The organism is Hydrogenophaga aquatica (genome assembly GCF_054780915.1).
Map to the genome: position 1 here is coordinate 26,999 of NZ_BAAGVK010000001.1, position 20,673 is coordinate 47,671.

At 63.2% G+C, this 20,673-nt stretch carries 21 protein-coding genes and 1 tRNA gene; all 22 read right to left on the reverse strand.

The window, feature by feature from the left end; all coding sequences use genetic code 11:
* Positions 1-11: 11 nt before the first annotated feature.
* A complete protein-coding gene (locus tag ACYVHH_RS00125) occupies positions 12-470 on the reverse strand; it encodes a DUF1178 family protein (protein ID WP_460562958.1) in 459 nt (152 codons plus the stop codon).
* Positions 467-1,075, reverse strand: a complete 609-nt coding sequence (locus ACYVHH_RS00130) for an NUDIX domain-containing protein (protein WP_460562959.1) — start codon at positions 1,073-1,075, stop codon at positions 467-469. The genes ACYVHH_RS00125 and ACYVHH_RS00130 overlap by 4 nt, the downstream gene beginning before the upstream one ends.
* A 7-nt stretch (positions 1,076-1,082) precedes the next feature.
* Positions 1,083-1,388, reverse strand: a complete 306-nt coding sequence (locus tag ACYVHH_RS00135; RefSeq protein ID WP_460562960.1) for a DUF2818 family protein — start codon at positions 1,386-1,388, stop codon at positions 1,083-1,085.
* 14 nt (positions 1,389-1,402) lie between these two features.
* The gene (nuoN, locus tag ACYVHH_RS00140; protein WP_460562961.1) at positions 1,403-2,887 is read right to left on the reverse strand and encodes an NADH-quinone oxidoreductase subunit NuoN; all 1,485 of its coding nucleotides are present in this window, start codon (positions 2,885-2,887) and stop codon (positions 1,403-1,405) included.
* 30 nt (positions 2,888-2,917) lie between these two features.
* The gene (locus ACYVHH_RS00145) at positions 2,918-4,393 is read right to left on the reverse strand and encodes an NADH-quinone oxidoreductase subunit M (protein ID WP_460562962.1); all 1,476 of its coding nucleotides are present in this window, start codon (positions 4,391-4,393) and stop codon (positions 2,918-2,920) included.
* A 13-nt stretch (positions 4,394-4,406) separates the two neighbouring features.
* Positions 4,407-6,446: an NADH-quinone oxidoreductase subunit L gene (gene nuoL / locus ACYVHH_RS00150; protein WP_460562964.1), complete on the reverse strand. Its 2,040-nt coding sequence runs from the start codon at positions 6,444-6,446 to the stop codon at positions 4,407-4,409.
* 31 nt (positions 6,447-6,477) lie between these two features.
* Complete coding sequence (nuoK, locus tag ACYVHH_RS00155; protein ID WP_460562965.1) at positions 6,478-6,789, reverse strand: NADH-quinone oxidoreductase subunit NuoK; 312 nt, start codon at positions 6,787-6,789, stop codon at positions 6,478-6,480.
* A complete protein-coding gene (locus ACYVHH_RS00160) occupies positions 6,786-7,439 on the reverse strand; it encodes an NADH-quinone oxidoreductase subunit J (RefSeq protein WP_460562966.1) in 654 nt (217 codons plus the stop codon). Before ACYVHH_RS00160 ends, nuoK begins: the two co-directional genes overlap by 4 nt.
* Positions 7,440-7,461: 22 nt before the next feature.
* A complete protein-coding gene (gene nuoI, locus ACYVHH_RS00165; protein ID WP_460562968.1) occupies positions 7,462-7,971 on the reverse strand; it encodes an NADH-quinone oxidoreductase subunit NuoI in 510 nt (169 codons plus the stop codon).
* A gap of 15 nt (positions 7,972-7,986) precedes the next feature.
* Positions 7,987-9,069: an NADH-quinone oxidoreductase subunit NuoH gene (gene nuoH / locus ACYVHH_RS00170; protein ID WP_460562969.1), complete on the reverse strand. Its 1,083-nt coding sequence runs from the start codon at positions 9,067-9,069 to the stop codon at positions 7,987-7,989.
* Positions 9,066-11,204, reverse strand: coding sequence for an NADH-quinone oxidoreductase subunit NuoG (gene nuoG / locus ACYVHH_RS00175; RefSeq protein WP_460562970.1), 2,139 nt, complete (start codon positions 11,202-11,204; stop codon positions 9,066-9,068). Before nuoG ends, nuoH begins: the two co-directional genes overlap by 4 nt.
* 12 nt (positions 11,205-11,216) lie before the next feature.
* Complete coding sequence (nuoF, locus tag ACYVHH_RS00180) at positions 11,217-12,569, reverse strand: NADH-quinone oxidoreductase subunit NuoF (protein ID WP_460562971.1); 1,353 nt, start codon at positions 12,567-12,569, stop codon at positions 11,217-11,219.
* A complete protein-coding gene (gene nuoE / locus ACYVHH_RS00185) occupies positions 12,566-13,090 on the reverse strand; it encodes an NADH-quinone oxidoreductase subunit NuoE (RefSeq protein WP_460562972.1) in 525 nt (174 codons plus the stop codon). The genes nuoF and nuoE overlap by 4 nt, the downstream gene beginning before the upstream one ends.
* A complete protein-coding gene (locus ACYVHH_RS00190) occupies positions 13,087-14,340 on the reverse strand; it encodes an NADH-quinone oxidoreductase subunit D (protein WP_460562973.1) in 1,254 nt (417 codons plus the stop codon). Before ACYVHH_RS00190 ends, nuoE begins: the two co-directional genes overlap by 4 nt.
* A 2-nt stretch (positions 14,341-14,342) precedes the next feature.
* Positions 14,343-14,969: an NADH-quinone oxidoreductase subunit C gene (locus ACYVHH_RS00195; RefSeq protein ID WP_460563133.1), complete on the reverse strand. Its 627-nt coding sequence runs from the start codon at positions 14,967-14,969 to the stop codon at positions 14,343-14,345.
* Between the two features lie 36 nt (positions 14,970-15,005).
* On the reverse strand, positions 15,006-15,485 hold the full coding sequence (locus ACYVHH_RS00200; protein ID WP_460562974.1) for a NuoB/complex I 20 kDa subunit family protein: 480 nt from the start codon (positions 15,483-15,485) through the stop codon (positions 15,006-15,008).
* A 28-nt stretch (positions 15,486-15,513) separates the two neighbouring features.
* Positions 15,514-15,873, reverse strand: a complete 360-nt coding sequence (locus tag ACYVHH_RS00205; RefSeq protein ID WP_460562975.1) for an NADH-quinone oxidoreductase subunit A — start codon at positions 15,871-15,873, stop codon at positions 15,514-15,516.
* A gap of 41 nt (positions 15,874-15,914) precedes the next feature.
* Positions 15,915-15,999 (reverse strand) — tRNA-Leu (locus ACYVHH_RS00210).
* 172 nt (positions 16,000-16,171) lie between these two features.
* Positions 16,172-16,537 (reverse strand): preprotein translocase subunit SecG, encoded by a 366-nt coding sequence (gene secG, locus ACYVHH_RS00215; RefSeq protein ID WP_460562976.1) that lies wholly within the window; start codon positions 16,535-16,537, stop codon positions 16,172-16,174.
* 22 nt (positions 16,538-16,559) lie between these two features.
* Positions 16,560-17,312, reverse strand: a complete 753-nt coding sequence (tpiA, locus tag ACYVHH_RS00220; protein WP_460562978.1) for a triose-phosphate isomerase — start codon at positions 17,310-17,312, stop codon at positions 16,560-16,562.
* A 31-nt stretch (positions 17,313-17,343) separates the two neighbouring features.
* Complete coding sequence (locus ACYVHH_RS00225) at positions 17,344-18,336, reverse strand: NAD(P)H-quinone oxidoreductase (protein WP_460562979.1); 993 nt, start codon at positions 18,334-18,336, stop codon at positions 17,344-17,346.
* A 27-nt stretch (positions 18,337-18,363) separates the two neighbouring features.
* Positions 18,364-20,493, reverse strand: a complete 2,130-nt coding sequence (pnp, locus tag ACYVHH_RS00230) for a polyribonucleotide nucleotidyltransferase (protein WP_460562980.1) — start codon at positions 20,491-20,493, stop codon at positions 18,364-18,366.
* Positions 20,494-20,673 lie beyond the last annotated feature (180 nt).

Genomic DNA, 20,673 nt, shown 5'->3' on the forward strand with positions numbered 1-20,673 from the left:
CGGGCGGGGACTCACTGCAGGGTTTCCTTCAGGAGCGGGAGGTCTGGCAACGGCACCACGTCGATACCCTCCTCCCGCAACTCGCGGGCGTCTTCCAGCGTGGCGCGCCCGCGTATGCCCCGGTGTTCGATCTCGCCCTGATGCATACGCCGCACCTCGGTGACGAAACGCTCGCCCACGTCTTCGGTCCTGGACATGACTTCACGCAAGGCCTGGAGCATGACCGCCTGCAGCTGAGGATGGGCGGCAGGGTCGGGCACGGCGGCAGGCGTTGCCGCCACGCCCGGTTGCGGCTCGGCACGCTGGCCCAGGTTGATGCGGGGAGCGCTCAGGCGCTTTTCGATGTGCTTGTCGCCACACACTGGGCACTCCAGCATGCCGCGCGCCAGTTGCGTCTGAAAATCCTCTTCCGACGCAAACCACCCTTCGAACAGGTGCATCTCGGCACACGCCAGGTTCAGCACCTTCATGGCAATGCCTCAAGATTGGCCGTCTGCCAGTCGAGCTGCCACGCCCCAGCGAGCACGTTCTGTAGCCACAGGGCCCCCACCAAGGTCTTGGCGTCTGTGACCACGCCCTCGCGGCAGGCGTCCAGCAACTCTTGGGGGGTTGCCGCCAGCACATCGAGAAACTCCCCCTGGTCAAGCTGCCTGGCCCCCGGCACAAGCCCCCTGGCAAACCAGACATCGATGAATTCCGTCGCGTACGAAATCACCGGGTGCAGCACCCCGGCCCGCGCCCACTCGCGGGCGGCGTAGCCGGTTTCCTCCTGCAGCTCGCGCTGCGCGCAGCCAAGCACATCCTCACCGGGGTCCAGCTTTCCAGCCGGGAACTCGATCATGGCGCGCTGCAAAGGGTAACGGTACTGCCGTTCGAGCACGACCCGGCCGTCGTCAAGCAGCGGAATGACCATGACCGCGCCAGGGTGCACGATGTATTCCCGGGTCGCCTCACCGCCATCCGGCAGGCCGACCCGGTCTCTCATCGCATGAAGAAAGTGCCCGCGAAAAACAGTTTCACTGCTCAGCGTCACCTCTCGCAAATGCGCAGGCTGCAACTCTGGCAACAAAGACATGTTGGGTTTACCTGTGGCGGCCCAGGTAGCGGTAGACAAATCCTGGGAAGGCAAACGTCAGGAACATCGACGCGGTGATGGCGTAGAACTCCCAACCCTGGGGGTAGATCTGGCCCTGGTGCTGTTCAAGTGCCAGCCCGAGCCCACCCACAACCACGTACAGAAGCGCCAGCTCGCCCAGCCGCAACCACAAGGACTTGCCCACGGAGGCACGCCGGGGCAGCACGGCCAACAGCCGTTCATTGACAAACGGGAGGTTGGCGGCCAGGAAGGCCGCCGCTATCACCAGCCAGACGGAGAATGAAGAACTCATCCGGCTAGGATACCTCAGGCCAGCATGGCTCGCACGGCGTCGGCACAAAGGGCCATCAAGCCGCCGGGAACAATGCCAAGCGCCAGAACCAGTGCACCGTTGACGGACAGCACCGCGCGCACATCCAGGGGAGCAACAATCTGTGCCGTCTGCGTGGGGGCATCAAAGTACATGACCTTGATCACACGCAGGTAGTAGAAGGCGCCAATCAGGGACATGATGACGGCAAACACGGCCAGACCGACGTAGATGCCACCGCCCGCCTGCAGCAGTGCCTGCAGCACAGACAGCTTGGCGTAGAAACCGACCAGGGGCGGCACGCCTGCGAGCGAGAACATGCAAGCTGCCAGCACACCAGCATAGAGCGGACTGCGCTGGTTGAGGCCGGCGAGGTCGGAGATCTCCTCGGACTCGAAACCCTCGCGTGTCAGGAGCAGCATCACACCAAAGGTGGCCAGCGTCGTCAGCACATAGGTCACGACATAGAACATGGCCGCGCCATAGGCATTGGCCACGTTGCTCGTGTCACCGTTCACCACGCCGCCGACGAAAGCCAGCAGCATGAAGCCCATCTGCGCAATGGTCGAGAAGGCCAGCATGCGCTTGAAATTGCTCTGTGCCACGGCAGCCAGGTTGCCCACGAGGAGCGATACCACCGCCAGCACCGCCAGCATCTGCTGCCAGTCGAAAGCCACGGGCAGCAGACCTTCCACCAGCAGGCGCACGACGATGGCAAACGCTGCCAGCTTGGGCGCGCCACCGATCACCAGGGTGATCGCCGTGGGGGCGCCGTGGTAGACGTCAGGCACCCACATGTGGAAGGGAACCACGCCCAGCTTGAAGGCCAGACCGGCGACCACGAACACGACACCCAGCACCAGCACCTGCTTCTGCTCGACCCCGGCGGCGATCACCTGGGCCACGGTCGGGATGTCCAGCGAACCGGTAGCACCATAGACCAGCGACAGGCCATAGAGCAGGAAGCCACTGGCCAAGGCACCCAGCACGAAGTACTTCATGGCAGCCTCGGTGGCACGGGCCTCGTCGCGGCGCAGGGCCACCAGCGCATAGCTGGACAGGGTCAGCGTCTCCAGGCCCATGTAGATGACCAGGAAGTTGTGACCGGAGATCATCACGAACATGCCCAGCAGCGCGAACATGGCCAATGTGAAGAACTCGCCACCGCGCAGCATGTCACGGGCACCCGCGTAAGGGCGGCCGTAGACCAGTGTCACCATCATGGCGATCGCGGCGAAGCACTTGAGCCATGCACCCATGGGGTCGCTCACCACCATGCCGCCAAAACCTTCCAGCGTCTGACCGCTGGCTGCAAGGTAACCCTCCAGCGCGGCAACCACCGCCAAGGTCAACAGGGTCAAACGGTAAGTCGCGCCGCGCAGCGGAGACTTGACCACCAGATCGAACAGGGCGATCACGCAGGCCATCCCCAACAGCAGCAGTTCGGGATAGACCGTGGCCCAGCTGAGACTGTCAATCATTGTTGTGCTCTTTCGAATCTAGGGTCAAACTCAGGGCAGCTTGGAGACGGCCACGTGCTTCAGCAGCTCCGTCACCGACGGGTTCATCACGTCGGTGAAGGGCTTGGGATGAATGCCCATGTACAGCACCATGATGGCCAGCAGGGTCATGACCAGGAACTCACGCTTGTTGATGTCCAGCAGCGCCTTGACGTTGTCGTTGCCGACGGGGCCCAGGTAGACGCGCTTGAACATCCACAGCGAGTAGGCGGCACCGAAGATCAGCGCCGTGGCGGCAGCCACGCCCACCCAGAAGTTGACCTTCACCGCGCCCAGGATGACCATCCACTCACCCACGAAGCCCGCGGTTCCCGGAAGGCCGCAGTTGGCCATGGTGAACAGCAGCGCAAAGGCGGCGAAATTGGGCATGGTGTTCACGACACCACCGTAATCGGCGATCTCGCGGGAATGCACGCGGTCGTACAGCACGCCGATGCCAAGGAACATGGCTGCCGACACAAAACCGTGGGCGATCATCTGCACGATGGCACCGGAAACCGCCAGATCGTTGAACAGGAAGAAACCCAGCGAGACGAAGCCCATGTGCGCCACGGACGAGTACGCCACCAGCTTCTTCATGTCCTTCTGGACCATGGCCACCAGGCCGACGTAGATCACCGCGATCAGCGACAGACCGATCATGAAGCCGGCCCACTCGTGGGACGCGTCGGGGGCGATGGGCAGCGAGAAGCGCAGGAAGCCATAGGCGCCCAGCTTCAGCATGATGGCTGCCAGCACGGCGGAACCACCCGTAGGCGCTTCCACGTGCACGTCGGGCAGCCAGGTGTGCACCGGCCACATCGGCACTTTCACAGCGAACGCCGCGAAGAAGGCAAAGAACAGTGCCGTCTGCGCACCAGCACCCAGGGGCAGCTTGTGCCACGTGGCCAGATCGAAGCTGCCGCCAGAGACGTTGTACAGGTAGATCAGCGCGATCAGCATCAACAGCGAGCCGAGCAGCGTGTACAGGAAGAACTTGAAGGCTGCGTAGATCTTGTTCGGCCCGCCCCAGATGCCGATGATCAGGTACATCGGGATCAGCGTGGCCTCGAAGAACACGTAGAACAGCATCGCGTCGACGGCGGCGAACACGCCGATCATCAGGCCGGACAGGATCAGGAACGCGCCCATGTACTGGTTGACACGCTCGGTGATCACCTCCCAGCCGGCGATCACGACGACCACGGTGATGAATGCCGTCAGCAGGATCAGCCAGAGCGAGATGCCGTCCACGGCAAGGTGGTAGTGCACATTGAAACGCTCGATCCAGACGCTCTTCTCGACGAACTGCATCGCGGCGGAACCGACTTCAAAACCGGTGTACAGCGGCACAGTCACGGCTAGGCCGGCCAGCGCGCCGATCAGCGCAATCCAGCGTACGGCGTTGGCATGCTCGTCACGGCCCACAGCCAGCAGCACGGCACCGAAGAAGATCGGCACCCAGATCGCAAGGCTCAACAAACCCATTTTGTTCTTCTCCTTATTTGGCGAGCCACACGAAGTAGGTCATGAACGCCAGCACGCCCACGATCATCACGAACGCATAGTGGTACAGGAAACCGGTCTGGGCACGGCGCACCACCGCGGACACGGCACCGATGATCTTCCAGCTCAGGTTGACCACGGCTCCTTCGATCAGACCGCGATCACCGCCCTTCCACAGACCCACGCCGATACCGCGCGCGGCCTTGGCGATGATGTTCTCGTTGATCCAGTCCATGTAGTACTTGTTTTCGAGGATCACGATGATGGGGCGCAGTGCCTTGGCGATGGCCGCCGGCAGCGCCGGGTTCACCATGTACATGTACCAGGCCAGCAGTGCGCCACCTGCAGCCAGGTAGAGCGGAGGCGTGCTCAGCGCGTGCATTGCCATGGCCAGGGGACCATGGAACTCCTCGGCGAAACGTTCCATCGCCGGGTGAAGCTCGGCGTTCACGCGGATGGCGTCAGCCAGGAAGTCGCCGAACAGCATGGGCTGGATGGTCAGGTAACCGATGACAACGGAAGGGATCGCCAGCAGGAGCAGCGGCACCGTCACCACCCAGGGCGACTCATGCGGCTTGCCATCGCCATGGTGGCCGTGGTCATCGTGGTGATGGTCGTCGTGATGCGCATCGGGGTTCTGGTCGTAACGCTCACTGCCGTGGAACACCAGGAAGTACAGACGGAACGAATAGAAGGACGTGACGAACACGCCAGCCATCACGGCGAAGTAGGCGAAACCGGCCGCTGGCAGGTTGCTGAAGTGCACCGCCTCGATGATGCTGTCCTTCGAATAGAAACCGGAGAACAGGGGCGTGCCGATCAGCGCCAGCGTACCCAGCAGCGAGGTGATCCAGGTGATAGGCATGTACTTGCGCACGCCACCCATCCAGCGGATGTCCTGGTTGTGGTGCATGCCGATGATGACCGAGCCTGCTGCCAGGAACAGCAGCGCCTTGAAGAAGGCGTGGGTCATCAGGTGGAACACCGCGACCGAGTAGGCCGACGCACCCAGGGCCACCGTCATGTAGCCGAGCTGGGACAGCGTGGAATACGCCACCACGCGCTTGATGTCGTTCTGAATGATGCCCAGGAAGCCCATGAAGAGGGCCGTGATGGCACCGATCACGAGGATGAAGTTCAGCGCCGTATCGGACAGCTCATAGATCGGCGACATGCGCGCAACCATGAAGATGCCTGCGGTCACCATGGTGGCGGCGTGGATCAGCGCGGAGATAGGCGTGGGGCCTTCCATCGAGTCCGGCAGCCAGACGTGCAGCGGGAACTGGGCGGATTTGCCCATCGCGCCGATGAACAGGCAGATGCCAATCACCGTGACCAGCATCGCGTCCTGGCCCAGGATGTACCAGGGGAATTCGATGGCGGCCAGCTCCGGCGCCTTGGCGAAGATCTCGGTGTAGTTCAGGCTGCCGGTGTAGGCAGCGATGAGACCGATGCCCAGAATGAAGCCGAAGTCACCCACGCGGTTGACCAGGAAGGCCTTCATGTTGGCGAAGATCGCCGTCGGCTTGTTGAACCAGAAACCGATCAGCAGGTAGGACACCAGGCCCACCGCTTCCCAGCCGAAGAACAGCTGCAGCAGGTTGTTGCTCATGACCAGCATGAGCATGGAGAAGGTGAACAGAGAGATGTAGGCAAAGAAGCGGTTGTAGCCAGCGTCCTCTTCCATGTAACCGATGGTGTAGATGTGCACCATCAGCGACACGAAGGTCACCACGCACATCATCATGGCGGTGAGACCGTCGACCATGAAGCCGATTTCCATCTTCAGGCCGCCCACCACCATCCATTCGTAGATGGTCTCGTTGAAGCGCGCCCCGTCCATGGCCACGCTCTTGAGCGTCATGGCGGAGATGATGAACGCCACGAGCACACCCAGGATGGTGAGGGTGTGCGACGCGCGGCGGCCGATCCAGTTCCCACCCAAGGTTGTGCCCAGAATGCCGGCCAGCGCCGACCCCACCAGCGGTGCCAGGGGCACCGCCAGCAGCGTGCTTGCAGAAAGGCTTGTACTCATTGTTGTGACTTTGCGTAAAAACCCTTGAGCCTCAGCCCTTGAGCGTGTTGAGCTCGTCCACGTTGATGGACGACTTGTTGCGGAACAGCAGCACCAGGATGGCCAGACCGATGGCCGACTCGGCAGCAGCCACGGTCAGAATGAAGAACACGAAGACCTGTCCCTGCATGTCGCCCAGGTAGTGCGAGAACGCGACGAAGTTCATGTTCACGGCCAGCAGCATCAGCTCGATGGCCATGAGCAGCACGATCAGGTTCTTGCGGTTCAGGAAGATACCCACCACGGACAGCGCGAAAAGGATCGCGCCCAGCGACAGGAAATGACCCAGCGTGAGGCTCGTCATGCCTTGCCCTCCTCGTTGACTTGTTCTGCGGCAGGCTCGGCGGTACGGGTGGCCGCCATGGGCACCACCACCAGACGATCGGCCGCCTTCACCTTGACCTGGATGCCCGGGTCGATGGCCTTGCTGTCCTTGCGGTGGCGCAGGGTCAGCGCAATCGCCGTGATCATGGCGACCAGCAGCACGACCGCAGCGACCTGGATGGGATACAGGTACTCGCTGTAGAGCAGCACGCCCAGTGCGTGGGTGTTGGAGTGGTCTGCCGCGTGCATCGCGCTGGTTGCGGCCAGCTCGTTCACCGTCAGGCGCGGGAAGCCAGCCCACAGCACGGCGATCAGCTCGGCACTCACCAGTCCGCCCAGAATCAGAGCGAGCGGGAAATGCTTCCAGAAGCCTTCGCGGATGGCGTCGATGTTGATGTCCAGCATCATCACCACAAACAGGAACAGCACCATCACGGCGCCCAGGTACACCAGCACCAGGGTGATGCCCAGGAACTCGGCCTTCAGCAGCAGCCACACGGCTGCCGCCTGCGAGAAGGCCAGCATGAGGTAGAGGACCGCGTGCACGGGGTTGCGCGCGGTGATGACCCGGTAGGCCGCGAACAGCAGCACCGCCGAGAAAAGGTAGAAGAAGCCAGCTTGGTAATCCATGGTCGTCTTGAGCCTCGGGCGGTCAGCGGTACTTGGCGTCCGCGGCCTTGGCAGCGGCGATCTCTTTTTCGTAGCGGTCGCCAACAGCCAGCAGCATGTCCTTGGTGAAGTACAGGTCTCCCCGCTTTTCACCGTGGTATTCGAAGATGTGGGTCTCGACGATGGCATCGACCGGGCAGGCCTCTTCGCAGAAACCGCAGAAGATGCACTTGGTCAGGTCGATGTCGTAGCGTGTGGTGCGGCGGGTGCCGTCCTCGCGCTGGTCGGATTCGATGGTGATGGCCATCGCAGGGCAGACAGCTTCACAGAGTTTGCACGCAATGCAACGCTCTTCGCCGTTTTCGTAACGGCGTTGGGCATGCAGGCCGCGGAAACGGGGAGACAGAGGCGTCTTCTCTTCGGGGAACTGCACGGTCACCTTGCGGCGCAGCGCGTAGCGGCCGGTCAGGGCCATGCCCTTGAACAGCTCGACCAGCAGGAAGCTCTTGAAGAAGTCGCGGAAAGAGAAAGGCGCAACAGCGGTGGCAGACATGTTGTTCGGGCCTCCTTATTTCCAGATGTTCCAGGAGGTCTGCATCAGGCCGCCGACCAGCAGCAACCAGATGAGGGTCACGGGAATGAAGATCTTCCAGCCCAGACGCATGATCTGGTCGTAGCGGAAGCGCGGGAAGGTGGCGCGAATCCAGATGAACATGGACACCACGACAAAGGTCTTCAAGCCCAGCCAGATCCAGCCGGGAATCCAGTTGAACAGCGCGCTGTCGATCGGTGCGGCCCAGCCACCCAGGAACATCAGCACGGCCAGGATGGACACCAGCCACATGCTGGCGTATTCGGCCAGGAAGAAGATGGCGAAGCCCATGCCCGAATACTCGACCATGTGACCGGCAACGATCTCGGCCTCACCCTCGACCACGTCGAAGGGGTGGCGGTTGGTTTCGGCCACACCGGAAATCAGGTACACGATGAAGATGGGCAGCAGCGGCAGCCAGTTCCACGACAGGAAATTGAGCCCCATGTCGGCAGCCATGCCACGGTTCTGCGAGTTGACGATGTCAACCAGGTTCAGGCTGCCGGCCGTCATGACGACCACCAGGAAGCAGAAGCCGATGGCGATCTCGTAGCTCACCATCTGTGCGGAAGCGCGCAGCGCGCCCAGAAAGGCGTACTTAGAGTTGGACGCCCAGCCAGCGATGATCACGCCGTACACCTCGATGGAGGTGATGGCCAGGATGACCAGCAGACCGGCGTTGACGTTGGCCAGCACGGCTTCCGGGCCGAAAGGCACGGCCACCCACGCGGCGAGCGCGGGCATGATGGCCATGATCGGGCCCAGTCGGAACAGACCCTTGCTCGCGGCGCTGGGGTTGATGAGCTCCTTGCTCAGCAGCTTGACCGCATCGGCGATGGGCTGCAGCAAACCGAAGGGGCCCACGCGGTTGGGACCGAGGCGAACCTGCATGAAACCCAGCAGGCGGCGCTCCCACAGCGTCAGGTAGGCGACGGCGCCCATGAGCGGTGCCAGCACCGCCACGATCTTGATCAGGTTCCACAGCACCGGCCAGGCTGCGGTCTGCCACCAGGAGGCTGCGATCAGGTTCAGGCCCCCGTTGTACATCGCGTCGATCATGCGCTCACTCCCTCGGCTTCGGCGGCGCGGGCGGCACGTGCATCGGCCGTGGCCTGCAGCGACGGCGAGCGACGCACCAGCGCGTCCAGTTCGTAGATCGCGGCCACGCAGGGCTTGCCTTGGGCCGCACCCGTGTCGATGGCAGCGGACGTGCCGTTATTCAGTCGGCCAGCGGGCACCACGGCACCGCTTTCGACACCGGGCAGCGCCTTGGCCAGCACAGCCTGGGAAGACTCCTGCTCGAAACCGGGCAGCCCCAGCAGGTTGGCCAGCACGCGCAGCACCTTCCAGGCAGGGCGAGTCTCGCCCAGAGGCTTGACCACAGCATGGAAGCTCTGCAGGCGGCCTTCGGCGTTGACGAAGGAACCCGACGTTTCGCTGAACGGCGCAATGGGCAGCAGCACGTCGCTCACGTCCAGATTGGTCTTGAACGGGCTGAGCGTGACCACCATGTCGGCCTGCGCCAGGGCAGAGCCCGGCGCGGCAGTATCGGCACCGGCTTCGACGTTGAGCAGCACGGCGGCCTTCACGCCACCAGCCAACATCTGTGCGGCCGTCTGGCCACCCGTACCGGGCAGCGCGTCGACCAGCTGCGCGCCAACGGTGTTGGCTGCTTCGGTCAGGTAGCCAAAGCTCGCACCGGTTTGAGCAGCAATCCACTGCGCCAGAGCCAACAGGCTGGAAGCCTGGGGATGGTGCGCGGCAGCGTTGCCAAGCAGAACAGCCTTGTTTTCACCGCTCAGCAGCGATTCGGCGATGGCGCGCGCTGCGTCGGATGCCTGCGCATCGACCGGAGCGGCCACACCCTTGGCCTGCGCCACGGCCGCGGCAACGCCAGCCAGCGCAGCGCTCCAGCCGGAGGCATCCGCCTGAAGCACGTTGGCCACGGGCATGGCCCATGCGGGCGCGGCGTCCACCAGCGCGCTCACCTGCGCGCCCTTGCGGGCGGCCTGGCGGATGCGCTGCGCGAAGAGCGGGTGGTCCTTGCGCAGGTTGGAGCCGATGACGAACACGCGCTGAAGACTGGACAGCGCGGCGATGGGCAGGCCCAGCCAGCGAGCCTGTCCAGCAGGCGCCGCGTTGCCGAAGTCGGCGGCGCGCAGACGGGAGTCAATGTTCTGGCTGCCCAGACCACGCACCAGTGCACCGGCCAACGCCAGTTCCTCGACCGTGCTGTGCGGGCTGGCCAGCAGGCCGATGGCCTGCGCGCCGTGGTCGTTCTTGATCTGCTTCAGGCCATTGGCCACGTATTCCAGAGCAGTCTGCCAATCCACGGCCTTCCACTCGCCGCCCTGCTTCAGCATGGGCTGGGTAAGGCGGTCGGCACCGTTGAGTGCTTCGTAGCTGAAGCGGTCGCGGTCGGCGATCCAGCATTCGTTGACAGCCTCGTTCTCCAGGGGCACCACGCGCAGCACCTGCCCGTTCTTCACCTGGACGATCAGGTTGGAGCCCGTGGAATCGTGTGGACTGACGGACTTGCGGCGCGACAGTTCCCAGGTACGGGCGCTGTAGCGGAAAGGCTTGCTCGTCAGCGCCCCCACCGGGCAGAGGTCGATCATGTTGCCCGACAGCTCGGAATCCACCGACTGGCCAACGAAGGTCTCGATCTCGGAGTGTTCGCCACGGTGGCTCATGCCCAGCTCCATGACGCCGGCGATTTCCTGGCCGAAACGCACGCAGCGGGTGCAGTGGATGCAGCGGCTCATCTCTTCCATCGAGATGAGGGGGCCGACATCCTTGTGGAACACCACGCGCTTTTCTTCTTCGTAGCGGGACGCGCCACCACCGTAGCCGACGGCCAGATCCTGCAACTGGCACTCACCGCCCTGGTCGCAGATAGGGCAGTCCAGCGGGTGGTTGATCAGCAGGAATTCCATGACCGACTTCTGGGCCTTGACGGCCTTGTCGGACTTGGTGCGCACCACCATGCCCATGGTGACGGGCGTGGCGCAGGCGGGCATGGGCTTGGGTGCCTTTTCGACATCCACGAGGCACATGCGGCAGTTGGCCGCGATGGACAGCTTCTTGTGATAGCAGAAGTGCGGAATGTAGGTGCCTGCCTTCTCGGCTGCATGCATGACCATGCTGCCGGGCGGCACTTCCACCTTCTTGCCGTCGAGTTCGATTTCAACCATGTTCAGCTCTGGTTAAACGTAAGCCGGGACCATGCAGGTCTTGTGTTCGATGTGGTGCTCGAACTCGTGGCGGAAGTGCTTGATCATGCCGCGCACCGGCATGGCAGCGGCATCACCCAGCGCGCAGATGGTGCGGCCCATGATGTTCTCCGCGACGTTGTCGAGCAGCGCCATGTCGCTCGGACGGCCCTGGCCGTTCTCGATGCGATCGACCATGCGCCACAGCCAGCCCGTGCCCTCGCGGCAGGGCGTGCACTGGCCACAGGACTCGTGCATGTAGAAATAGCTCAGGCGCTGCAGGGACTTGACCATGCAGCGGGAATCGTCCATCACGATGACGGCGCCGGAACCCAGCATGGAGCCTGCCTTGCTGATGGAGTCGTAATCCATCGTGCAGTCCATGATGATGTTGGCAGGCAGCACGGGTGCCGAAGATCCGCCGGGGATCACGGCCTTGAGCTGGCGGCCAGTACGCACACCCCCGGCGAGTTCGAGCAGTGTGCTGAAGGGCGTACCCATGGGAATCTCGTAGTTGCCCGGGCGCTCCACGTCACCGCTGACCGAGAAGATCTTGGTGCCGCCGTTGTTCGGCTTGCCGCATTCAAGGTAGGCCTGGCCACCGTTGCGGATGATCCAGGGCACCGCCGCAAAGGTTTCGGTGTTGTTGATGGTGGTGGGTTTGCCGTACAGGCCGAAGCTGGCCGGGAACGGCGGCTTGAAACGCGGCTGGCCCTTCTTGCCTTCCAGCGATTCGAGCAGCGCGGTTTCCTCGCCGCAGATGTAGGCGCCAAAACCATGGTGGGCGTGGAGCTGGAAGCTGAAGCCCGAACCCAGGATGTTGTCCCCCAGGTAGCCTGCCGCCCTCGCCTCTTCCAGGGCGGCCTCGAAGCGCTCGTAGACCTGGAAGATTTCGCCGTGGATGTAGTTGTATCCCACGGAAATGCCCATCGCGTACGCGGCAATGATCATGCCCTCGATCACGATGTGCGGGTTGTACATGAGGATGTCGCGGTCCTTGCAGGTACCGGGCTCACCTTCGTCCGAGTTGCAGACGAGATGCTTCTGACCCGGGAACTGGCGGGGCATGAAGCTCCACTTCAGACCGGTGGGAAAGCCGGCGCCGCCACGGCCACGCAGGGCGGAGTCCTTGACAGTCGCGATCACCTGGTCCTGGGTGAGGCCTTCACCGCCATCATTGCCCAGGATCTTGCGCAGTGCTTCGTAGCCGCCGCGCGCTTCGTAGTCCTTGATGGACCAGTTGCTGCCATCCAGCCCAGCATAGATCTGCGGGTTGATGTGGCGGCCGTGGAAACAGGTTTCCAGGCCCTTGGCCTGGAACTGTTGCAACACCTGGTTGACGTTCATGCCTGGCCCTCCGCAGCCTTGAGGCCGTCGATCAACTGGTCGAGCTTCTCGTTGCTCATGAAGCTGCACATGTGGCGGTCGTTGACGAGCATCACCGGGGAATCGGCGCAGGCACCCAGGCACTCGGATTGCTGCAGCGTGAACAGGCCATCGGCCGTGGTCTCACCCATGTGAATGCCGAGTTTCTTTTCCAGGTACTGCAGCGCCTTGCCGCCGTCGCGCAACGTGCACGGCAGGTTGGTACAGACGTTGAGCTTGAACTTGCCCATCGCCTTCTGGTTGTACATGTTGTAGAAGGTCGTGACCTCGTGCACGGCGATGGCGGGCATGCCGAGGTAGTCGCCGATGCCTTTTTCGGCCTCGGGGCTGACCCAGCCCTGCTCCTGCTGCACGATGGACAGACATGCCATCACGGCAGACTGTTTCTGGTCGGCAGGGTACTTGGCCACTTCGCGGGCAAAGCGTGCCAGCGTGGCCTCGGAAAAGGCCTGTGCCTGTACGGCTTGTTTTTCAGAGGTCATCGGTCAATCTCTCCAAACACGATGTCCATGGTGCCGATGATGGCCACCGCGTCTGCCAGCATGTGGCCACGAGCCATCTCGTCCAGGCAGGACAGGTGCGCAAAACCAGGCGCGCGGATCTTCAGGCGGTAAGGCTTGTTGGCACCATCGCTCATCAGGTAGATGCCGAACTCGCCCTTGGGGTGCTCGACGGCAGCGTAGGCTTCGCCCTCGGGCACGTGGAAACCTTCGGTGAAGAGCTTGAAGTGGTGGATCAGCTCTTCCATGTTGGACTTCATGGACTCGCGCGAAGGCGGCGCCACCTTGTGGTTGTCGGTGATGACCGGACCGGGGTTCGCACGCAGCCAGTCCACGCACTGCTTGATGATGCGGTTGGACTGGTTCATCTCTTCCATGCGGACGAGGTAACGGTCGTACGTGTCACCGGTCTTGCCGACGGGAATGTCGAAGTCCAGACGGTCGTAGACGTCGTAGGGCTGCTTCTTGCGCAGGTCCCAGGCAATGCCAGAGCCGCGCAGCATGGGGCCGGTCATGCCCATGTTGAGCGCTCGCTCGGGGCTGACCACGCCGATGCCCACCGTGCGCTGTTTCCAGATGCGGTTGTCGGTCAGCAGCGTGTGGTATTCAGCCAGGTAGGTGGGGAAGCGCTTCGTGAAGTCGTCGATGAAGTCGAGCAGCGAACCCTGGCGGTTCTTGTTCAGCTCGTCCATCGCCTTGGCGTTGCGGATCTTGCTGACCTTGTACTGCGGCATCGCGTCCGGCAGGTCGCGGTAGACGCCGCCCGGACGGAAGTACGCCGCGTGCATGCGGGCACCCGACACCGCTTCGTACATGTCGAAGAGGTCTTCGCGCTCGCGGAAGGCGTAGATCAGGATGGTGGAGCTGCCGCAGTCGTTGCCGTGGGAACCCAGCCACATCAGGTGGTTGAGCAGGCGGGTGATCTCGCTGAACATCACGCGGATGTACTGCGCGCGGATGGGCACCTCGATGCCCAGCAGCTTCTCGATGGCCAGGCAATAGGCGTGCTCGTTGCACATCATCGAGACGTAGTCCAGCCGGTCCATGTAGGGCAGCGACTGGATGAAGGTCTTGTGCTCGGCCAGTTTCTCGGTGGCGCGGTGCAGCAGGCCGATGTGCGGGTCGGCGCGTTGCACGACCTCGCCGTCCAGCTCCAGCACCAGTCGCAGCACGCCGTGCGCTGCCGGGTGCTGCGGACCGAAGTTCAGGGTGTAGTTCTTGATTTCAGCCATGATCAGTGCAGTCCGCCGTAGTTGTCTTCGCGGATGATGCGCGGCGTGATCTCGCGCGGCTCGATGGTGACGGGTTCGTAGATCACGCGACGGCGCTCGGCGTCGTAGCGCATTTCCACGTGGCCAGACAGCGGGAAATCCTTGCGGAAAGGGTGCCCGATGAAACCGTAGTCGGTGAGGATGCGACGCAGATCGTCGTGGCCTTCAAACACGATGCCGTAGAGGTCGAAGGCCTCGCGCTCGTACCAGTTGGCCGAAGTCCACAGCGACGAGACCGAAGGCACCACAGGGAAATCGTCGTCGGGGCAGAACACGCGCACACGCACGCGCTGGTTCAGGCTGACCGACAGCAGGTGCGCCACCACGGCAAAACGGGCGCCTTCCCAGGCACCCTCGCGATAGGTGGAGTAATCGACACCGCAGATGTCGAGCAGCTGTTCGAAGCGGCAACCCGGCGCGTCGCGAAGCAGTTGCATGGCTTCGAAGTAGCCGCCCGCGTTCAGAACTACGGTGACTTCACCGCGTTCGACGCTGATCTGCTGGACCTTGTCACCCAGGCAGTCGGCCAGGGTTTGGCGCAAAGCCTCGGGGTCAACGGCAACGGGAGCCGCCCCCGGAGCCACGTCCATCGTAGTACCGGTCATGTTCTGAAACCTCCGGCGCGCTCAGACGCGCGCAATGGTGTTGGTGCGACGGATCTTCTGCTGCAGCTGGATGATGCCGTACAGCAAGGCCTCGGCCGTGGGCGGGCAGCCCGGGACATAGACGTCCACCGGCACGATGCGGTCGCAGCCGCGAACCACCGAATAGCTGTAGTGGTAGTAACCACCGCCGTTGGCACAGGAGCCCATCGACAGCACCCAGCGTGGCTCAGCCATCTGGTCGTACACCTTTCGCAGGGCTGGCGCCATCTTGTTGCACAGCGTGCCGGCCACGATCATCAGATCGGACTGCCGCGGACTGGCACGGAAGACCTCGGCACCGAAGCGTGCGAGGTCGTAGCGCGCCGTGGCGGCATGCATCATTTCGACGGCACAGCAGGCCAGACCAAAGGTCATGGGCCACAGCGAGCCGGTCTTGGCCCAGTTCACCACCGAGTCATAACTGGTGGTGATGAAGCCTTCCTTGAAGACACCTTCGATCATGCGTTACTCCGAAGCCTGTACGCCAACATCATTCCCAATCCAGGGCACCCTTTTTCCATTCGTAGGCAAAACCCACGACAAGGATGGCCAGGAACATCACGCCAGCCCAGAAACCTGTGGCACCGATGTCGGCGAAGGCCACGGCCCAGGGAATCAGGAAGGCGATTTCGAGATCAAAGAGGATGAAGAGAATGGCGACGAGGTAATAGCGCACGTCGAACTTCATGCGCGCATCCTCGAAGGCTTCGAAGCCGCATTCGTAGGGGGAATTCTTTTCGGGGTCGGGACGGTTGGGACCCAGGATGTAGCCAAACACCTGGGGGAGTACCCCGACAGCCAAGCCCACCAACACAAACAACAGTACGGGAAGGTATTGCTCAAGGTTCATTGCTTGCCCCGGAGACGCCCTGCAGGCGCCTGTGTATGTGATGGTGCCGACGGCGAGACTCGAACTCGCACAGCTTTCGCCACTACCCCCTCAAGATAGCGTGTCTACCAATTTCACCACGTCGGCTTAGGAAGATATCGGTGAGCTGCGGGTTCTTGCTGTACCTCGCCCGCCGCTCAGCGAACTTCAGCATTCTACCCCGAATAGGGACAGAATTTTTGTGGGTATCGGGATTTACCCGCTCGGAACGTCAAATTTCCAACGCAGGAACCCGACCCCACCCAGGTTGACCGGGGCGTCACTGCCCAGGAATCTGACCGGCGCCAGCCGCCGGTTGTGCGGGAGCGGGAATCTGCTGCGAGCCAGTCTCGGGAACCGTTTCGGCGGGCAGGTTTTCCAGGACGCTGCCAGAGCTGGCCGGACGCAGGTTGCCGAAGTAGGCCAGGGCAAGCGTCGCCGCCAGAAACACCGTCGCCAGCACCGCAGTGGTCCGCGACAGGAAGTTGGCACCACCCGTGGCGCCGAACAGCGTGGCAGAACCAGCGCCACCACCGAACGCAGCGCCCGCGTCGGCACCTTTGCCGTGCTGAACCAGGATCAGGCCGATCATGGAGATGGCGGACAGCAACTGCACCGCCAGAAGGATGGTCATCAGAATGTTCATGTTTTCTCCGGATGCTTTTGCCTCAACCCACTTGAGGGCATGAAGCGATGATTTTCAGAAAGTCTTCGGCCTTGAGAGAGGCGCCACCGATGAGCCCGCCATCGATGTCGGGCTGCGCCAGCAGTTGCGCGGCATTGCCTGCGTTCATGCTGCCGCCGTAGAGGATGCGGATGCGGTCGGCGTGGGCCGTGGCCGCCTGCAACTGGGCACGCAGCACCGCATGCACGGCCTGGGCCTGCTCTGGAGTGGCCGTGCGGCCGGTGCCGATGGCCCATACCGGCTCGTAAGCCACGACGATTTCGCTGGTGCAGTGACCGACGGTGTGGATCACAGCAGCCAGCTGGCGCTTGACGACCGCCTCGGTCTGGCCGGACTCGCGCTCGGCCAGCGTCTCGCCAATGCAGACGATCGGCGTGATGCCAGCGGCCAGGGCGCGTTGCGCCTTGGTTGCAACGGTCTCGTCGTTTTCGCCATGGTACTGCCTGCGCTCGGAATGGCCAACGATGGCATACCGGCATGCAAAGTCCTTGAGCATGCCCGCCGCGATTTCGCCGGTGTAGGCACCCTGCTCGTGGGCAGACACATCCTGCGCCCCCCAGGCAATGGGACTGTCTTGCAGCTCTGACTGCGCCTGGGGCAGGTACACCGCAGGCACGCACAGCGCGACATCAGCGCCAACAGCCGCCGGCATAGCGCCCTTGAGCGCATCCAGCAGAGCCTTGTTGGCAGCCAGGCTGCCATTCATCTTCCAGTTGCCGGCAATGAGTTTCTTCATCTTCGTCAATCGATGGGGAAGGGAAACAGGCTCAATCCACCCAGCTCAGCAGCAGTTTGCCGATATGCTGGTTGGACTCCATGAGGGCGTGCGCCTGGGCGGCCTGAGCTGCCGGAAACACACGGAACACCACGGGGCGGATACGGCCCGATTCAAGCATGGGCCAGACGTGCTGGCGCAGGCTGCGCGCGATGGCGGCCTTGAACGCAACCGGACGGGGCCGCAGCGTGGAACCCGTGACCGTCAGGCGCCGCCGCAGCACGGCACCGGCGTTGATCTCGGCCTTCACGCCACCCTGCACCGCGATGATGACCAGGCGGCCATCTTCGGCAAGGCAGTCCAGCTCCCGGGCCACGTAGGGGCCAGCAACCATGTCCAGGATCACGTCAACGCCACGGCCACCCGTAAGGTTGGCCACCTCGCGAACGAAGTCCTGCGTCTTGTAGTTGATGGCGTGATCGGCACCCAGCGCCAGGCAGGCTTGCGCCTTGTCGTCGCTGCCCACAGTGACGATGACGGTGGCACCCATGGCCTTGCCCATCTGGATGGCCGTGACGCCGATGCCGCTGGAGCCACCCTGCACCAGCAGGGTTTCACCCGCTTGCAGGCGCCCACGGTCGAAAACGTTGCTCCAGACCGTGAAGAAAGTCTCGGGCAGGCCAGCGGCGTCCAGGTCGGACCAGCCACGCGGCACCGGCAGGCACTGGCCCACCGGGGCGACGCAGTACTCGGCATAACCGCCGCCAGCCACCAGCGCACACACGTGGTCGCCCACGGCGAGGCCAGCTTCGGCCAGCGCAGCAGCATCACCGGCCTCGATGACGCCGGCGACCTCCAGACCAGGGATGTCGGAAGCCCCAGGCGGCACCGGGTAGTTGCCGGTGCGCTGCAGCACGTCCGGGCGGTTCACGCCGGACGCAGCCACGCGGATCAGCACCTCGCCAGCACCGGGGGCGGGCCGCTCGCGCGTGGCGAGCTGCAGCACCTCTGGCGCGCCGTAGCCGGTGATCTCAACGACTTGCATCGACTCAGCCATGAGCAGAAACAACGATCACTGTTGTTGCTGTTGCTGCTGGGCAGCCGCGTCCTCGCGGTCGATCAGCGCCTTCATGGACAGCTTCACGCGACCCTTCTCGTCGGTCTCGAGCACCTTGACCTTGACGATCTGGCCTTCCTTGAGGAAGTCGGTGACCTTCTCGACGCGCTGGTGCGCGATCTGGCTGATGTGCAGCAGGCCATCCTTGCCGGGCAGTAGGTTGACCAGGGCACCGAAGTCGAGGATCTTGGTGACCGGGCCTTCGTAGACCTTGCCGATTTCGACTTCGGCGGTGATCTCCTCGATGCGCTTCTTGGCCAGTTCAGCCTTCTCGCCGTCGGTGGAGGCGATGGTGATGGTGCCGTCTTCAGCGATGTCGATCTGGGTGCCGGTTTCTTCGGTCAGCGCACGGATGGTGGCGCCGCCCTTGCCGATCACGTCACGGATCTTCTCGGGGTTGATCTTCATGGTGTACAGGCGCGGCGCGAAGGTCGAGATCTCGGTCTTGGCCTCGCCCATGGCTTCCTGCATCTTGCCCAGGATGTGCATGCGCGCTTCCTTGGCCTGGGCCAGGGCGACCTGCATGATTTCCTTGGTGATGCCCTGGATCTTGATGTCCATCTGCAGGGCGGTCACGCCGTTGGTGGTGCCGGCCACCTTGAAGTCCATGTCGCCGAGGTGGTCCTCGTCACCCAGGATGTCGGTCAGCACGGCGAAGCGGTTGCCTTCCTTGATCAGGCCCATGGCAATGCCAGCCACGTGCGCCTTCATGGGCACGCCCGCGTCCATCAGCGCCAGGCAGCCGCCGCAGACGGAAGCCATGGAAGAAGAGCCGTTGGATTCGGTGATTTCGGACACCACGCGGATGGTGTAGGGGAATTCTTCCTTGCTGGGCAGCGCGGCCACCAGGGCACGCTTGGCCAGGCGGCCGTGGCCGATCTCGCGGCGCTTCGGGCTGCCCACGCGGCCGGTCTCGCCGGTGGCGAACGGAGGCATGTTGTAGTGCAGCATGAAGCGGTCGTCGAACTCGCCAGCCAGCGCGTCGATGCGCTGGGCGTCACGGTCGGTACCCAGGGTGGCGATGACCAGAGCCTGGGTTTCACCACGCGTGAACAGGGCGGAACCGTGGGTGCGCGGCAGCACGCCATTGCGGATTTCGATGGGGCGCACGGTGCGGGTGTCGCGGCCGTCGATGCGGGGCTCACCAGCCAGGATCTGGCCGCGCACGATGGAAGCTTCGATGTTGAACAGCAGGCCTTCAACCTTCACGCCGTCGAACTCCACGCCTTCGGCCTTCAGGCCTTCCATGACGGCGGCGTAGGCCTCGCGGCAGGCCTGGGTACGGGCCTGCTTGTTGCGGATCTGGTAGGCGGCGGCGAGCTTGTCGCGGCCCAGGGCCTCGACCTTGGCGATCAGGGCGTCGTCTTGCGCCGGAGGCTGCCAGTTCCACTCGGGCTTGCCAGCATCACGCACCAGTTCGTTGATGGCATTGATGGCGATGTTGCCCTGCTCGTGACCGAACACCACGGCGCCCAGCATCACTTCTTCGGACAGCTGCTCGGCTTCGGATTCGACCATCAGCACAGCAGCCTGGGTGCCTGCGACGACCAGATCCATCTGGCTGTTGGCACGCTCGGACTGGCCGGGGTTGAGCACGTATTCACCGTTGATGTAGCCCACGCGAGCTGCACCGATGGGGCCGTTGAACGGGATGCCAGACACGGACAGCGCAGCGCTGGTGGCGATCATGGCGGCGATGTCGGCGTCCACCTCGGGGTTCAGCGAAAGCGTGTGGATGACCACCTGCACTTCGTTGAAGAAACCTTCGGGGAACAGCGGGCGGATCGGGCGGTCGATCAGGCGGCTGGTCAGGGTTTCCAGCTCGCTGGGGCGGCCTTCACGCTTGAAGAAGCTGCCGGGGATCTTGCCAGCAGCGTAGGACTTCTCGATGTAGTCCACGGTCAGCGGGAAGAAGTCCTGACCGGCCTTGGCTTCGCTCTTGGCCACGACGGTGGCCAGCACGACGGTGCCTTCCATGTCGAGCAGCACGGCGCCGCTGGACTGACGGGCGATTTCGCCGGTTTCCATGCGGACAGTGTGCTTGCCCCACTGGAAGGTTTTGGTGACTTTGTTGAACATGCTCATGTTCTGCTCCTTTGATGTGTGCGTGTGAGGCCACGCACCCTGCCTGGAGATTTGCCTTCAGAACACGATGCCATTCCAGCGAGGCGACGGGCGTTGCAGACGCCCCGTTGGAATGACACAGCTTCGATCTGAACGACAGCACTCCGTTGAAAAAGCGAAAAACGCCTGAGGCAGCGTGGC

Bases quoted from the DNA above. Each gene is read 5' to 3' on its own strand.
- ACYVHH_RS00125 (WP_460562958.1), bottom strand. From the start codon at position 470: ATGAAGGTGCTGAACCTGGCGTGTGCCGAGATGCACCTGTTCGAAGGG.
- ACYVHH_RS00130 (WP_460562959.1), bottom strand. From the start codon at position 1,075: ATGTCTTTGTTGCCAGAGTTGCAGCCTGCGCATTTGCGAGAGGTGACG.
- ACYVHH_RS00135 (WP_460562960.1), bottom strand. From the start codon at position 1,388: ATGAGTTCTTCATTCTCCGTCTGGCTGGTGATAGCGGCGGCCTTCCTG.
- nuoN (WP_460562961.1), bottom strand. From the start codon at position 2,887: ATGATTGACAGTCTCAGCTGGGCCACGGTCTATCCCGAACTGCTGCTG.
- ACYVHH_RS00145 (WP_460562962.1), bottom strand. From the start codon at position 4,393: ATGGGTTTGTTGAGCCTTGCGATCTGGGTGCCGATCTTCTTCGGTGCC.
- nuoL (WP_460562964.1), bottom strand. From the start codon at position 6,446: ATGAGTACAAGCCTTTCTGCAAGCACGCTGCTGGCGGTGCCCCTGGCA.
- nuoK (WP_460562965.1), bottom strand. From the start codon at position 6,789: ATGACGAGCCTCACGCTGGGTCATTTCCTGTCGCTGGGCGCGATCCTT.
- ACYVHH_RS00160 (WP_460562966.1), bottom strand. From the start codon at position 7,439: ATGGATTACCAAGCTGGCTTCTTCTACCTTTTCTCGGCGGTGCTGCTG.
- nuoI (WP_460562968.1), bottom strand. From the start codon at position 7,971: ATGTCTGCCACCGCTGTTGCGCCTTTCTCTTTCCGCGACTTCTTCAAG.
- nuoH (WP_460562969.1), bottom strand. From the start codon at position 9,069: ATGATCGACGCGATGTACAACGGGGGCCTGAACCTGATCGCAGCCTCC.
- nuoG (WP_460562970.1), bottom strand. From the start codon at position 11,204: ATGGTTGAAATCGAACTCGACGGCAAGAAGGTGGAAGTGCCGCCCGGC.
- nuoF (WP_460562971.1), bottom strand. From the start codon at position 12,569: ATGAACGTCAACCAGGTGTTGCAACAGTTCCAGGCCAAGGGCCTGGAA.
- nuoE (WP_460562972.1), bottom strand. From the start codon at position 13,090: ATGACCTCTGAAAAACAAGCCGTACAGGCACAGGCCTTTTCCGAGGCC.
- ACYVHH_RS00190 (WP_460562973.1), bottom strand. From the start codon at position 14,340: ATGGCTGAAATCAAGAACTACACCCTGAACTTCGGTCCGCAGCACCCG.
- ACYVHH_RS00195 (WP_460563133.1), bottom strand. From the start codon at position 14,969: ATGGACGTGGCTCCGGGGGCGGCTCCCGTTGCCGTTGACCCCGAGGCT.
- ACYVHH_RS00200 (WP_460562974.1), bottom strand. From the start codon at position 15,485: ATGATCGAAGGTGTCTTCAAGGAAGGCTTCATCACCACCAGTTATGAC.
- ACYVHH_RS00205 (WP_460562975.1), bottom strand. From the start codon at position 15,873: ATGAACCTTGAGCAATACCTTCCCGTACTGTTGTTTGTGTTGGTGGGC.
- secG (WP_460562976.1), bottom strand. From the start codon at position 16,537: ATGAACATTCTGATGACCATCCTTCTGGCGGTGCAGTTGCTGTCCGCC.
- tpiA (WP_460562978.1), bottom strand. From the start codon at position 17,312: ATGAAGAAACTCATTGCCGGCAACTGGAAGATGAATGGCAGCCTGGCT.
- ACYVHH_RS00225 (WP_460562979.1), bottom strand. From the start codon at position 18,336: ATGCAAGTCGTTGAGATCACCGGCTACGGCGCGCCAGAGGTGCTGCAG.
- pnp (WP_460562980.1), bottom strand. From the start codon at position 20,493: ATGAGCATGTTCAACAAAGTCACCAAAACCTTCCAGTGGGGCAAGCAC.